The sequence below is a fragment of the Streptomyces sp. NPDC051320 genome, assembly GCF_040682175.1.
GTDB lineage: Bacteria > Actinomycetota > Actinomycetes > Streptomycetales > Streptomycetaceae > Streptomyces.
In genome coordinates this window covers 14,636-27,373 of record NZ_JBFBAL010000014.1, presented here as the reverse complement: position 1 = coordinate 27,373, position 12,738 = coordinate 14,636, and the positions used below count along the sequence as shown (strand labels likewise).

11 protein-coding genes and 2 pseudogenes are annotated in these 12,738 nt (G+C 70.0%); 6 read left to right on the top strand and 7 right to left on the bottom strand.

Annotation, left to right across the window (positions count from 1 at the left end; all coding sequences use genetic code 11):
* Positions 1-20: 20 nt before the first annotated feature.
* Positions 21-2,045 carry a CocE/NonD family hydrolase gene (locus AB0M87_RS27005; protein WP_365857338.1) on the bottom strand — a complete coding sequence of 675 codons (2,025 nt, stop codon included), beginning with the start codon at positions 2,043-2,045 and terminating at the stop codon, positions 21-23.
* Between the two features lie 82 nt (positions 2,046-2,127).
* Positions 2,128-3,435, bottom strand: coding sequence for an ATP-grasp domain-containing protein (locus AB0M87_RS27000; RefSeq protein ID WP_365857336.1), 1,308 nt, complete (start codon positions 3,433-3,435; stop codon positions 2,128-2,130).
* Between the two features lie 266 nt (positions 3,436-3,701).
* Between AB0M87_RS27000 and AB0M87_RS26995 the strand changes: the two genes are divergently transcribed.
* From AB0M87_RS26995 to AB0M87_RS26985, 3 genes are all read left to right on the top strand, one after another.
* Positions 3,702-3,986 carry a polyprenyl synthetase gene (locus AB0M87_RS26995; protein WP_365857334.1) on the top strand — a complete coding sequence of 95 codons (285 nt, stop codon included), beginning with the start codon at positions 3,702-3,704 and terminating at the stop codon, positions 3,984-3,986.
* A 64-nt stretch (positions 3,987-4,050) separates the two neighbouring features.
* Complete coding sequence (locus tag AB0M87_RS26990; RefSeq protein ID WP_365857332.1) at positions 4,051-5,121, top strand: polyprenyl synthetase family protein; 1,071 nt, start codon at positions 4,051-4,053, stop codon at positions 5,119-5,121.
* A gap of 23 nt (positions 5,122-5,144) precedes the next feature.
* Positions 5,145-6,335 (top strand): oxygenase MpaB family protein, encoded by a 1,191-nt coding sequence (locus AB0M87_RS26985; RefSeq protein WP_365857330.1) that lies wholly within the window; start codon positions 5,145-5,147, stop codon positions 6,333-6,335.
* A 9-nt stretch (positions 6,336-6,344) separates the two neighbouring features.
* Here AB0M87_RS26985 and AB0M87_RS26980 read toward each other — a convergent pair.
* Together AB0M87_RS26980 and AB0M87_RS26975 are read right to left on the bottom strand one after the other, a co-directional pair.
* Positions 6,345-6,490 (bottom strand): annotated as a pseudogene (locus AB0M87_RS26980) (2-pyrone-4,6-dicarboxylate hydrolase); the annotation flags it as partial.
* A pseudogene (locus AB0M87_RS26975) lies at positions 6,490-6,701 on the bottom strand (amidohydrolase); the annotation flags it as partial. The pseudogenes AB0M87_RS26980 and AB0M87_RS26975, both read right to left, overlap by 1 nt.
* A gap of 254 nt (positions 6,702-6,955) precedes the next feature.
* Here AB0M87_RS26975 and AB0M87_RS26970 point away from each other — a divergent pair.
* Positions 6,956-8,095, top strand: coding sequence for a D-alanyl-D-alanine carboxypeptidase (locus tag AB0M87_RS26970; RefSeq protein ID WP_365857328.1), 1,140 nt, complete (start codon positions 6,956-6,958; stop codon positions 8,093-8,095).
* A gap of 19 nt (positions 8,096-8,114) precedes the next feature.
* On the opposite strand, the gene AB0M87_RS26965 is transcribed toward AB0M87_RS26970, so the two are convergent.
* The 3 genes from AB0M87_RS26965 to AB0M87_RS26955 all read right to left on the bottom strand — a co-directional run bounded on the left by AB0M87_RS26965 (position 8,115) and on the right by AB0M87_RS26955 (position 10,312).
* On the bottom strand, positions 8,115-8,447 hold the full coding sequence (locus AB0M87_RS26965; RefSeq protein WP_365857326.1) for a MazG-like family protein: 333 nt from the start codon (positions 8,445-8,447) through the stop codon (positions 8,115-8,117).
* Positions 8,448-8,532: 85 nt separating this feature from the next.
* Positions 8,533-9,285 carry an SDR family oxidoreductase gene (locus AB0M87_RS26960; protein WP_365857324.1) on the bottom strand — a complete coding sequence of 251 codons (753 nt, stop codon included), beginning with the start codon at positions 9,283-9,285 and terminating at the stop codon, positions 8,533-8,535.
* A 22-nt stretch (positions 9,286-9,307) separates the two neighbouring features.
* Complete coding sequence (locus AB0M87_RS26955; RefSeq protein ID WP_365857322.1) at positions 9,308-10,312, bottom strand: Gfo/Idh/MocA family oxidoreductase; 1,005 nt, start codon at positions 10,310-10,312, stop codon at positions 9,308-9,310.
* 55 nt (positions 10,313-10,367) lie between these two features.
* Between AB0M87_RS26955 and AB0M87_RS26950 the strand changes: the two genes are divergently transcribed.
* Both AB0M87_RS26950 and AB0M87_RS26945 read left to right on the top strand, forming a co-directional pair.
* Positions 10,368-11,645 (top strand): multidrug effflux MFS transporter, encoded by a 1,278-nt coding sequence (locus AB0M87_RS26950; RefSeq protein ID WP_365857320.1) that lies wholly within the window; start codon positions 10,368-10,370, stop codon positions 11,643-11,645.
* Between the two features lie 54 nt (positions 11,646-11,699).
* On the top strand, positions 11,700-12,701 hold the full coding sequence (locus AB0M87_RS26945; protein WP_365857318.1) for a small ribosomal subunit Rsm22 family protein: 1,002 nt from the start codon (positions 11,700-11,702) through the stop codon (positions 12,699-12,701).
* Positions 12,702-12,738: the final 37 nt, after the last annotated feature.

Here is a 12,738-nt window from a genome sequence, read left to right as displayed (position 1 = left end):
CACGCGGGTCGTGGGCCGAGTCAGAGGAGGTCGCGGGGCAGGGTCTCGTTCCATGTGCGGGAGAACACCCGGCGGTCGTGCTCGTACCCGTCGAGCGTGGCGTCCACGAAGAACTCCGATTCGCTGCACCGCAACACGGTGCGGGTTTCCACCCGTACGTCCCAGTCCTCCCGGTGGAAGCGCATCGTCCAGGCGGCCTCCCCGCTGACGGAGGTGAAGTCGTCGGCGACGGAGGCGTACCGCTCATAGGCCCGCAGGCCGACATCGAGGCCGATGTCCTCGTAACGCACCAGGCCGCGGTCCTTCACGATCTCCAGCGCCGAGTGGTAGTCGATGAGGTCGCGCCTGACCTCCCAGCGCTGCTCCGGTGGGGTCAGCTGAGTGGTCGCGCGAGGCGGTGTGCCCTCGGGCTCGCCGAAGGGGCGCTGGGGCAGGTGGTCGGGTTCACGGGTCGGGCGCACCGGGAGGGACAGACTGCTGGAACCCTCGTGGACGCTCAGCAGGACCGGCCGGGGCGGTGGCCAGGCCAGCGGCCAGTACGACGTGGAGAGCGACAGGCGGATGCGGTGGCCGGGTGGAAAGGCCTGCGCGACACCGTTGAGTTGGACCGTCGCCCGGTACCGCTTGCCCGGCTCCAGGGCCCGGGGGTTCCCGCCGGATTCGCAGTGGGTCAGGTTGAGCAACCCGTAGGTGACCCGGGTGGCACTGCCGTCCGGGGCCACGTCGGAGAGCCGGACGGCCACCATCGCCACCGGTTCGCTGACGGACAGGTCGAGGTCGACGCTGGGAGAGCCCAGGATCTCCACCTGCTCGGTGAGCGCTTCCGTGTCGAAGACGAGGGAGCCGCCGTCCTCCTCACGCTGGTCGTACGGCAGGTCGGGCGGCGCGTTGTACGACGCCCACTTGCCGGCGAACTGACCGACGGACAACGGCGAGCGCACGGTCAGGGCCTCCGTGCCGTCCGGGGTCTCGCCGGGCAGTCCGATGCGGTGCCGGCTCAGCGGGTGGGTCGTCGTCTCGATGTGCGGTGAGGGCCACTCCGGCTCGCCGACCCAACGGCCGGGCCGGTCCTCGTAGGAGGTGGAGGGCGGCACGCTGTCCTGCATCCAGGCCTGCAGCATGGGCCCGTCCATGGTGCCGTTGTCGACACCCTTGAGCCAGTGGTCCCACCAGGCGACGACCTCCTGCAGGTAGCCGATGGCCGGCCCCGGCTCGCCCAGGTGGGGGAACTTGTGCGACCAGGGGCCGATCAGTCCCTTGCGCGGCACGTCCAGACGTCCCAGCAGGCGGGTCACGGCGTTGGAGTAGCCGTCGGCCCATCCGCTGGAGGCCAGGACGGGACAGCGCACGCTCGCGTAGTCCTCACAGACGGAGGCGTGCTCCCAGTAGGGGTCCCGACGCTGGTGCCGCAGCCATTCCAGCACCCAGGGACGGCTGTGCTCCATGCGCTCGTGCCACATCTCGCGCCAGCGCTCGCCGACAGCTGCCGGGTCCGGCGGGCATGTCGCGTAGGCGAACATGGTGCCCGCCTCGGCCAGGTTGTCGGACAGCATGGCGCCGCCCATGTAGTGCATGTCGTCGGCATAGCGGTCGTCGGTGAAGGACGAGATGACGATCGCCCGCAGGCTGGGCGGCTGCCTCGCGGCCACCTGCAGGGCGGCGAAGGCCCCCCACGAGATGCCCATCATGCCGGTGCTGCCGTCGCACCAGTCCTGGTCCGCCAGCCATGCCAGGATCTCCTCGGCATCGGCTTGCTCCCGTTCCAGATACTCGTCCGCGAGCACCCCCTCCGACTCTCCCGTGCCGCGCAGATCGACGCGGACGCAGGCGTAGCCGTGGCCGGCGATGTACGGGTGGTGCAGAGAGTCGCGTACCGAGGTCAGGTCGCGTTTGCGGTAGGGGATGTACTCCAGCACCGCGGGCACCGGCTCGGCGTCCGAGGACCGCGGCCGCCAGATCCGTGCCGACAGGTGCACGCCGTCCGACATGGGAACGGTGACGTCCTCGTCCATCGTCGCGAAGGGCAGGTTGCTCACGAAACGCATACGCGTGTCCTCCTTGTGCTGGGCCGGCCCGGGCTGTGGCCCCGGACTGCGGGGTGCCGCACGACGGTTCTCTCCGTTCGGCTCAGTCCTGCTGTTCCTGGTGGTCCGGGGACGTGGCCCCGTCGAAGTCGAGATGCAGCGACGCGACGCAGCGGTCGAACTTCTCCCGCAGCTCCTCCTCGCTGTCGCCCCCGGTGAAGATGTGGGCCACCTCGAAGCTGTAGCTGTCCTGCTCGGGCATCCGTGACAGCCGTTGTCCCTCCTCGGGGATCATGTCGACCCGCACGCCCGGCACCTCCCGTTCGATGCGCCGGATGGCCTCCTCGTCGGGGACTCCGTACGCGACACCGTCGGCGAACCACCGGTAGTACCACTTGGCGGCCATCGCGTAGGGGCCCGCTCCCCGCGGCAGGCCGGGGTCCTCGCCCAGCGCGAGGCGAAGCATGTTGTGGTGATTGGGAACGCCGTCCACGTATTCGAACAGTTCCGCGTGCGACTGCGAGTGCCGCGGGTTGATCTCCAACACGTTGAGCGCGTCGGTGCCCGGGTCGTAGAAGTACTCGATGCTGAAGGTGGCGCTGTCCATGCCGATCTGTTGCATCACCCGCCGCGAGACATCGTGCAACCGCCGGATGACCGGCTCGGGCAGTGCTGACGGGTACTGGTGGCGCAGGAAGGACGAACTGTCCGGGTAGTTGATCGAGTCCAGCACCCCGTAAACAGTGACCTCGCCGCGATGGACGTACCCCTCCACCGCCACCTGGATGCCGGTGAGTGCCTCCTCGGCGAGGCACACCTGACCACCGACGCCCTTCATCTCCGGGGGCAGGTCGAGCTGCTCGAGGATGTACTCGAAGGGACGGCCCACCCGGCTGATGCCTTCCCGGATCTGGGTCACCGCGGCGCGGAAGTCCTCTTCGTTCTTGACCCCGAAGGCCAGCTCGGAGGAGTACGACAGCGCGGGCTTCAGCCACATCGGGAATCCCACGCCCTCCGGGGGGCGTGGGTCGGCCGCGTCCAGGTCGACCCTGCCGAAACGAGGGTGCTCGTCGACGACTTTCTGCTGCTCCAGCCGGCTCCAGTACTTGTGCTCGCATTTGACGATGGACGCAAGGCTGGTGCTCCGCGTGCCGTAGCGCTCAGAGAGCAGCGGGACGAGGGTGCTGACCGGGAAATCCCAGTAGCCGACGATCGCGTCGATGGTGCCGTCGAACGCGTCGAGTATGCGCTGAGCCTTCTCCAGCAATTCGGGCACGGACACTTCGCCGTGTTGCAGCTCTTCCATGGTCAACAGCTGATGAAAGCGGTATTTTCCCGCGTCCGGCACGGCCTCCAGTGTGCGCAGATTGGTATCACTCAGGCCGATGACGAAAATGTTCTGCTCGCTCAACGCTTCTCCTCGGACTCGCGGAAAATTGCACTATTCATTCCCGTCCTCGGCGGTGGGCGGGAATGAATCCCGGCTACCCCTCACGTTGCGGGCCATGCCCGCGGGAAATTGCGGCAGCCCATGTACAGCACCGGCGGCGTTCTCCGTGCCGATTCACTGATTGATCACTCGATGTGGTCTGCGCGCCATGGAGCCCCGGCGGGCTGGACAGACTCTCCCCGACGGCGGCAGACGGGTCACGTCGGCCGGGAGCAAGGGGGGATGCCGTGACGCCAGCGGGTGACGGGGCGGGGGACGGCCGAGGGAGCGACGCGGTGCTGGTGGCTGCCGGGGTGGCTGATCTGATGCTCAGCGGGGTCGGTTCGGTGCTGCGAGGAGCGCGAGGTCTGTTACGACGGTCGGACCTGGCCGAACTGGCTCAGGACGGTCAGGAGGAGATGAAGGCGCGGGGGCGGCTCGCGCTCGAGCGGAGCGTGTCCCTGGGCGAACCGCACATGGAACTGCTGGCCCGTCGGTGCGCCGCCGCTGGTCCCGGTCAGCGCGATGCCTGAGTCGCGTGTGGTGCCTGGGACGCGTGTGGTTCCGGGGGTGTCTGTGGTGCCTGGGACGCTTGTGGTGTCTGGCGCGCGTTCGGTGCGCGAGGATCAGCAGCAGGGCGCACTCCGTGCCCGGGTGGACGCCGTTCTGCAGGAGTTCACTCGGCGCGAGTCGGCGGAGTTCGTCGCCGTGGACGCCGATCTGCTCCCGGTGGCCGAGCAGTTGGCCGCGGCCGTGGCCGGAGGCAAGCGGCTGCGGGCGGCGTTCTGCTACTGGGGGTGGCGGGCAGGCGGCCAACCGGACAGCGATGCGCTGGTCAAGGCCGCCGCGGCGATCGAGTTGGTGCATGCTGCAGCCGTCGTCCATGACGACCTGATCGATGAAAGCTCAGCGCGGCACGGCAGGCCCACCGCACATATCGCCCTGCGTTCGGCCTGCGCCGGCCGGACCCGCTCCACCGCGGGCGGCAGGTCGCTGGCCATGCTGGCCGGGGACCTGCTGATGTCGTGGGCCGGGCAGCTTTTCACCTCCTGCGGCCTGCCCGCGGCCTACCTGTCCCGGGCAAGAGGACTGTGGGCGGTCATGGCCAGGGAGCTCATCGCCGGCGAGTGCCTGGAGATCCTGCGGACCGGTGGTCGGCCCGATACGGCCAGTTCGCTGCAGGTCATCAGGTACAAGACGGCGAAGTACACGGTCGAGCACCCCCTGCACATCGGTGGGGCGCTCGCGGGTGTGTCCGACTCCGTGATGAAGACCTTCACCGCCTACGGACTGCCTCTGGGCGAGGCGTTCCAACTGCGCGACGATCTGCTCGGGCTGTTCGGTGACCCGGAGCGCACCGGCAAGGCGAATCTGGACGACATCAGCGGAAACCGGCCCACCGCCCTGCTCGCCCAGACCTGGTCGGCCGCGACCGCGGCCGAGCGTGCGGAACTGGACGGCCTGCTCGGGCGGTCCGACCTCGATGACGACGCGCTGCTGCGGATGCGGGCGATCATGCAGCGCACCGGAGCTCCCGCCCGCGTCGAGGAGATGATCACTCGGCGCACGCAGGAGGCGGTCGATGCGATCGGCCGCGCGGACCTGCCGGCCTGCGCTGCCGACGCGCTGCTGCACCTGGTGGGCTCGGCCGCAGCCCGCCAGTCCTGATCCGCCGAAAGGACCCGATGTCCATGCCTCACGCGAACACGCCCCGCACGCCTTACTCGAACGAGTCCATGAACGCCCTGCGGGTCCTGGGCGACGAGCTTGCCGACGCGACGGTGAACACACTGTTCGAGCGCGGCGAGGTCGGCAAGTTCAACACCCTGATGCGCTATTTCTCCACCGTCGGCCAGGATCTCCCCGACGGGCTCCCCGACGTGGCCCGCGAATACCTGGAGGCGACCAGCACCCCACCGGACTGGGTGGACTGGGACCGGATGGAGCAGGCCCGGCTCTTCTTCATCGACAACAACGTGCACATCTCCACCGCGCTGTCCTTCGCGGCGATGCCTGCCTGCTACGTCGTTCCCCATGTGGCCAAGCTGCTCAGCGCCACCCACTCCCTGGACTACCCCTCACGGCGCATGGCCGAGACCGGACAGTTCGTCGTCCATCTGATGCAGCCGGAGGCGTTCGAAGCGGGCAGCCGGTTCATTCCTGCCGCGCAGAAGGTGCGGCTGCTGCACGCCTCCATCCGTTACCACCTCAGCCGCGAGGACCGCTGGGACGTGGCCGGGCTGGGCACGCCGATCTGTCAGGAGGACCTGATCGGCGGCCAGATGATGTTCTCGATCCAGATCCTGGACGCACTGCACCGCTTGGGCATCCACATGTCGGTCGACGGCGCGGAGTCCTACTTCTACGCCTGGCGCGTGGTCGGCGCGATGCTCGGCATCGACCTCGATCACGCACCGGACGGTCTCGACAGCGCCCGGCAGTTCTCGGACCTCTACATGACCCGGCACATGGGCCCGTCCGAGGAAGGCGCCAGGCTGACCCGCCAACTCATCGACCTGTACGAAGAGGTCGTCCCCGGAACCCTCCTGGACCCGCTGGTCGCCGCTCTCATCCGCTACCTCGTGGGCGACACCTGCGCGGACTGGCTCCAAGTCCCGCGGACCGCCTGGGACACAGCCGTCAAAGCCGCTCCCGCGCTGCTCGGAATCCTCGAACGCATCGAGGACAACTCCCCCCTGGGTGCTTGGGCCCTCGACCGGCTCGGTCACTTCACCACCCTCTTCGAGCTCAGCTCACTCACCCGCGGCCGGGTCATGCACTACGCCATCCCGGAACACCTCAAGAGCGCGTACGGCGTCACCTCCACCGGCCCGAGGACCGACCGCTGGACCCCGCCGCCCCCGGCCGTCCCGTACGCCTGACAGCCCCGCGCGGAGCGCGAAAAGGTCGGCCTTGCCACCGTCGCAGGGCGTGTACTTGCGCTCCGGCGCGAACGGGAAATCGGCCTGCGGCCGAAGACGTGGCACTGCGCGTCGACGGTTCCCGGCGGCAGCCGGAACGTCGGACGCGACGGGTTTCCTGGATCGCGGCCAGGTCGTCCACCGACAGTTTGGCGGCCTCGGCATAGCGACGGGTGTCTCGAAGTGGTGACCGGTCCGTGGGTGGACGGAGCGGACCGTACCGATCATTTCCGAGGCGAAGAGGAGGTTCCGGGCGGGGATGACGTCGAACAGGAGGTACGAACCGGGCTGGTGGTAGGCGCAGGTGTCGAAGAAGACGTTGCCCATGGTCGGCCGGACCGTCGTTCTGCTGATTGCGCCATGCCTCCAGCCGCGGCGGGGCGGTCGTGCAGTGACCGGGGCAGTCGATGATCACCGCGGTCCCTCGTGAAGGGGGCGGGCTGATGACCGAACTAACCGCTGACTAAATTGGTGACAATATATTCCACGAAAAAGCTTCGCGTACGGAGGCTGCCACCGGGGCCGTCGGTCCGGTGCCCCCGCCGTTCCCACCCTCCCGCCAGGTTCGTACGATCAGCCATGTGACCAGCAACGCTTCGCCCTCACGGCGCGCAGTGCTCGGCCTCGCCGCCGCTGCCGTGCCCGCCGCGCTCCTTGCCGGAGCCGCCCCCGCCTCGGCCGCCACCGCGGTGGGGGGCGAACGGCTCGGCCTGGACGGCGTGCAGGTGAGACGGCTGGGCGGTGCGCCGAAGCTGCCGCGCGCCGAGGCCCAGGCGTGGCTGGTGGCCGATTACGCCAGCGGCGAGGTACTGGCTGCCTACCGTGCGCACCGGCGGCTGCCGCCGGCCTCCACTCTGAAGATGCTGTTCGCGGACACCGTTCTGCCGAAGTTCAGCGGAAGTGAGAAGTACCGGGTCACCGCCGCAGACCTGGCGGACGTACCGGAGGGCAGCAGCCTGGTGGGGGTCGAGGCCGGGACGACGTACACCGTCGACGAGTTGTGGCGGGGGGTCTTTCTGCGGTCGGGCAACGACGCCGTCCACGTGCTGAGTTCGATGAACGGCGGGCTGGCCGCGACGGTGCGCGAGATGGGGACGAAGGCCAAGGACCTTCAGGCACTCGACACCCATGTGGTCAGTCCGGACGGCTACGACCACCCCGGGCAGATGTCTTCCGCGTACGACCTCTCGCTGTTCGCCCGGCACGGGCTGCGGAGCGAGCAGTTCCGGGGGTACTGCGGGATGCGGGTGGCCGAGTTCCCGGGGCGCCACGGCAAGAACTTCCAGATCCAGAACACCGACCGCCTGCTCGGCGTCTACCAGGGCATGATCGGCGTCAAGAACGGTTACACCACGCACGCGGGCAACACCTTCACCGGCGCCGCGACCCGGGCGGGCCGGACCCTCCTGGTCACGGTGATGCACCCGGCAGTCGGTTACGACGCCGTGTACAAGGACACCCAGGCGCTCCTCGACTGGGGCTTCCGGGCGGCGACGAAGGTCACCCCCATCGGCACGCTCGTGGAGCCGCTCAGCGAAACGGCCTCCCGCTCGACAGCGGCGGCCCGGGCGAACGGGGCCCAGGCGGCGCGGTCCGACAAGCCCGGTGCCGACAGCAGTTCCTGGCCACTCCTGGGGGTGGGCGGCGGACTGACCGCCGTGCTGGCGGCCGGCACGGTGGCGGTGCGTAATCGCCGGCCCCGCCGGGTCCGTAAGCACTGACAGGGCGGCAGGGCACAGGTCAAGCGGCCGGGCCGGTCCCGTCGAGGGAGCGGTCCGCGACGCGTTGCAGATGGGTGGTGAAGACCTCGGCCGCTTCGGGGGTGAGCGTCCGCAGGGCGACCATCGCGGTCACGATCACATCGCAGAGTTCGTCCTGGACGTCCTGCCAGCCGTGCGTGGTGCCTTTGCGCGGGTTCTGCCCGGTGACGCCGATGACGGCCTGCGCCACCTCGCCCACCTCTTCCGACAGCTTCAGGATGCGGAGCAGAGTCTCCTCGCGGGGCGGGCGGGTGGCGGCTTCGGCAAGCCAGGTGTGGAGCCGGCCGATGGTGTTCCAGGTCGCGTCGTCCATGGCGGCAGCGTTTCACGGCGGCAGCGCCTCGAGGAGCGGCATCGTCGGGCGGCTTCGTGGCTTCCGGGAGCGGCAGGCGGCCGGACTAACCCCGTCCCACGTACGGCATCGCCGTCGCCAGCACCGTCGCGAACTGCACATTCGCCTCCAGCGGCAGCTCCGCCATGTGCAGCACGGTCCGCGCCACATCCGCCGCCGCCATCACCGGCTCCACCGCCAACTCGCCGTTGGCCTGCGGGATACCCCGCTGCATCCGTTCCGTCATCTCGGTCGCCGCGTTCCCGATGTCGATCTGCCCGCACGCGATCCGGTACGGACGGCCGTCCAGCGAAAGGGACTTGGTCAGACCCGTCAGGGCGTGCTTGGTCGCGGTGTAGGCGATCGAGTTCGGCCGCGGCGTATGGGCCGAGACGGAACCGTTGTTGATGATCCGACCGCCCTGCGGGTCCTGTTCCTTCATCAGCCGGAAGGCGGCCTGCGCACACAGGAACGACCCGGTCAGGTTCGTGTCGACGACCTTGCGCCAGGCCGAGTACGGGAGGTCCTCCACCGTCACACCGCCGGGGCCGGCGGTGCCCGCGTTGTTGAAGAGCAGGTCGAGCCGGCCCCACCGGTCACGCACCGCTGCGAAGAGCGCGGTCACCTCGTCGGGGGAGGAGACGTCGGCCCGGACGCAGAAGGTGTCGCCCTCCGTGAGCGACGCCGTCTCCGCCAGCTTCTCGGTTCGACGGCCGGCCAGCGCCACCGACCAGCCGGCCTCCGCGAGGGTGAGCGCGACGCTCCGGCCGATGCCCGAGCCGGCTCCGGTGACGACCGCTGTCTTTTCAGATGTATCCATAAAGGCGCAGATTACGACAGTCTCAGGCGGGCGCGCCGTCCACCGGGTAGCGGACGCCGATGCGCGTCCGCACCGCGTCGAGCGTCCGCATCACCGCCAGCGTGCCGTCGAGCGGCACCAGGGGTGACTCGGTCTCGCCCGCCCGCAGGCAGCGCATGACCTCGGCCGCTTCGTACTGCATCCCGTGCAGAGCGCCCCCGGCCTGCTCGGCGGTGAACTCCTCGGGCTCCCGGCCGGCCCGGTGCAGTACGAATCGCTCCGGGTGGAAGAAGCCGCGCGGAAACTCGATACGGCCCGCCGTGCCGCTCACCGCGGCGGTCTGCGGGGTGTCGGCGGTCACCGAGGCACTGAGCAGGGCGCTCGCCCCGCTGTCCCAGCCCAGCAGCATCCCGGTGTTCAGGTCCACGCCCTCGGCCGACAGCAGTGCGTCGGCCTGTACCCGGTCCGGCTCGCCCAGCAGCAGCTGCGCGAAGGAGACCGGATACACGCCGAGGTCGAGCAGCGCCCCACCACCCTGCGCCGGGTCACGCAGCCGGTGACCCGCGTCGAACGGGCCCTCCAGGCCGAAGTCGGCCTGCACGGTGCGGATCTCACCGATCGCCCCGTCGTTCACCAGCCCCACCATGCGTCGCAGCAGCGGATGGCAGTACATCCACATCGCCTCCATCAGGAAGCTGCCGCGCGAGCGCGCGAGGCCGACCAGCTCGGCCGCCTCCCGGGCGTTCAGCGTGAACGCCTTCTCGCACAGCACCGCACGGCCGGCCTCCAGGCAGAGTCCGGCGGCGGCCCGGTGCGCGGAGTGCGGTGTGGCGACGTAGACCACGTCGACTTCGTCGTCGGCGGCGAGTTCGTCCCAGGTGCCGTACGCCCGGGGAATGTCGAAGCGTTCGGCGAATCCCTTCGCCGAGGCGAGGGTGCGCGAGGCCACCGCTACCACCTCGGTGTCCGGCATCCCCTGCAGGTCAGCGGTGAATGCCGCGGCTATGCCGCCCGTTGCGAGCACGCCCCAGCGCACGGTTCTGTCCATCCCGGCCCCAAAAAATCGTCCCGACCACTGCTTATGAGCTGAGAGCATAGAGGCCATGCCGAAGACCTCCGCACCCGCGCACATACGCGTCGGGCACCCCGCGCCCGCCGCCGTCCGCTCCACCGGAATCCTCGTCACACTCGTCCTCGGCGGTCTGACCGCGCTCCCGCCGCTCTCCATGGACATGTACCTCCCCGCGCTGCCGGGGGTCGCCGGAGCACTGCACGCTCCCGCCGCCACCGTCCAGCTCACTCTCACCGCCTGCCTGGTGGGGATGGCGCTCGGCCAGCTCGTCGTCGGACCGATGAGTGACAAGTGGGGGCGGCGCCGGCCGCTGCTCATCGGCATGGTCGTGTACGTCGCGGCCACCGCGGTCTGCGCCTTCGCACCGAGCGCCGGACTCCTCATCGGCTTCCGGCTGTTGCAGGGACTCGCCGGCGCCGCGGGCATCGTGATCGCCCGTGCGGTGGTACGTGACCTCTACGACGGCATGGACATGGCCCGGTTCTTCTCGACCCTGATGCTGATCTCCGGGGTGGCACCCGTGGTGGCCCCGCTCATCGGCGGGCAGATCCTGCAGATCACCGACTGGCGGGGGGTATTCGTCCTCCTCACCTTCATCGGCGCCCTGCTGACCCTGGTGGTGTGGAAGTGGCTGCACGAGACGCTGCCGCCGGAGCAGCGCCATCCGGGCGGCGTCGGCCACGCCCTCCGCACCATGCGCGAACTGCTGGCCGACCGGGTCTTCACCGGCTATCTGCTCTCCGGCGGTCTCGCCTTCGGGGCGCTCTTCGCCTACATCTCCGCGTCGCCCTTCGTCGTGCAGGAGATCTACGGCGCGTCGCCGCAGACGTTCAGCCTGCTCTTCGGCATCAACTCGGTCGGTCTGGTCGCGGTCGGCCAGCTCAACGGCAAGGTGCTCGTCGGCCGGGTCAGCCTGGACAAGGCCCTCGGGTTCGGGCTTTCCGTCATCACGCTCGCCGCCGGCGCCCTGCTGCTGATGACGACCGGGGTCTTCGGTCACGTCGGCCTGTTCCCGATCGCCGCAGGGCTCTTCGTGCTGATGTCGGCGATGGGGCTCGCCATGCCGAACACCAACGCGCAGGCCCTGATGCGGACCCCGCATGCCGCGGGCTCGGCATCGGCACTGCTCGGCACATCGACCTTCCTGCTCGGCGCGGTGACGTCCCCGCTGGTCGGCATCGCGGGCGAGGCGACGGCGGCCCCGATGGCGGTGGTGCAGCTGGTGTGCGCGCTGGGCGCCGGAACCTGCTTCCTGGCGATGTGCCGTCCCTGGCAGCAGCGCGGGGCTGTGCCGGAGCCCCGCCGGTAGCGCCACCGTGCCGCGGGGAAAGCCCGTCCTCGGACCACCGTCTAGACTCTTTCGGTGAACGACTCCCTTCCCGCCGCAGAGGCCCTGCGCAACGCCCTCGCCGGTCTTCTCGACGGGCTGCCGCCCAAACAGGCGGCGCAGGCCGTCGAGCGGCTGATCACGAACTACCGGGGGACCACCCCCACCCACACCCCGGTTCTGCGCGATCGCTCGGACGTCGCGGCGTACGCGGCGTACCGGATGCCCGCGACCTTCGAGGCGGTGCGATCCGCACTGGCCGCCTTCCGGGCCGCGGTGCCCGGCTGGGCGCCCGCCACCCACACGGACATCGGGGGCGGCACCGGGGCGGCGAGCTGGGCGGTCGCCGCGGCCTGGGAGGACACCGGCGGCGATCTCCGCAGCACCGTGCTGGACTGGGCGGAGCCCGCGCTCGACCTCGGCCGTGAACTGGCCGCGGCCGCGGGACCGTCCGGGCTGCGGCACGCCGAGTGGCGGCGCGCCCGGATCGGAACGGCGCTCAGCTTGCAGAGCACCGATCTCGTCACCCTCTCCTATGTCCTGGGCGAGCTGACCGAGGCCGACCGCACCACCGTGGTGGACACCGCGGCGGCCGCCGCGCAGGCCGTCGTCGTCGTCGAACCGGGCACCCCCGACGGATACCTGCGGATCATGGCAGCGCGCGACCGGCTGATCGCCGCGGGCCTGCGGATCGCCGCACCCTGCCCGCACAGCGAGGCCTGCCCCATCGAACGCGGCAGCGACTGGTGCCACTTCTCGGCCCGGGTGACCAGATCATCGCTGCACCGGCGGATCAAGGGCGGAACCCTGCCGTACGAGGACGAGAAGTTCAGCTACGTCGCCGCCGTTCGCGGCGACGCGGAGGCCGCCGCCGCCCGGGTCGTACGCAAACCGCAGATCCGCAAGGGCCTGGTGCTGCTGGAGCTCTGCACGGACGCCGGCGAGCTCACCCGGGAAGCGGTCTCCAAGCGGCAGGGCGACCTCTACCGTGCGGCCCGGGACACCGAGTGGGGCGACGCCTGGCCGCCCGGCGAGTGACCCGTGCGGGGCCGGTGGACCCACCCCGGGCGGCAGG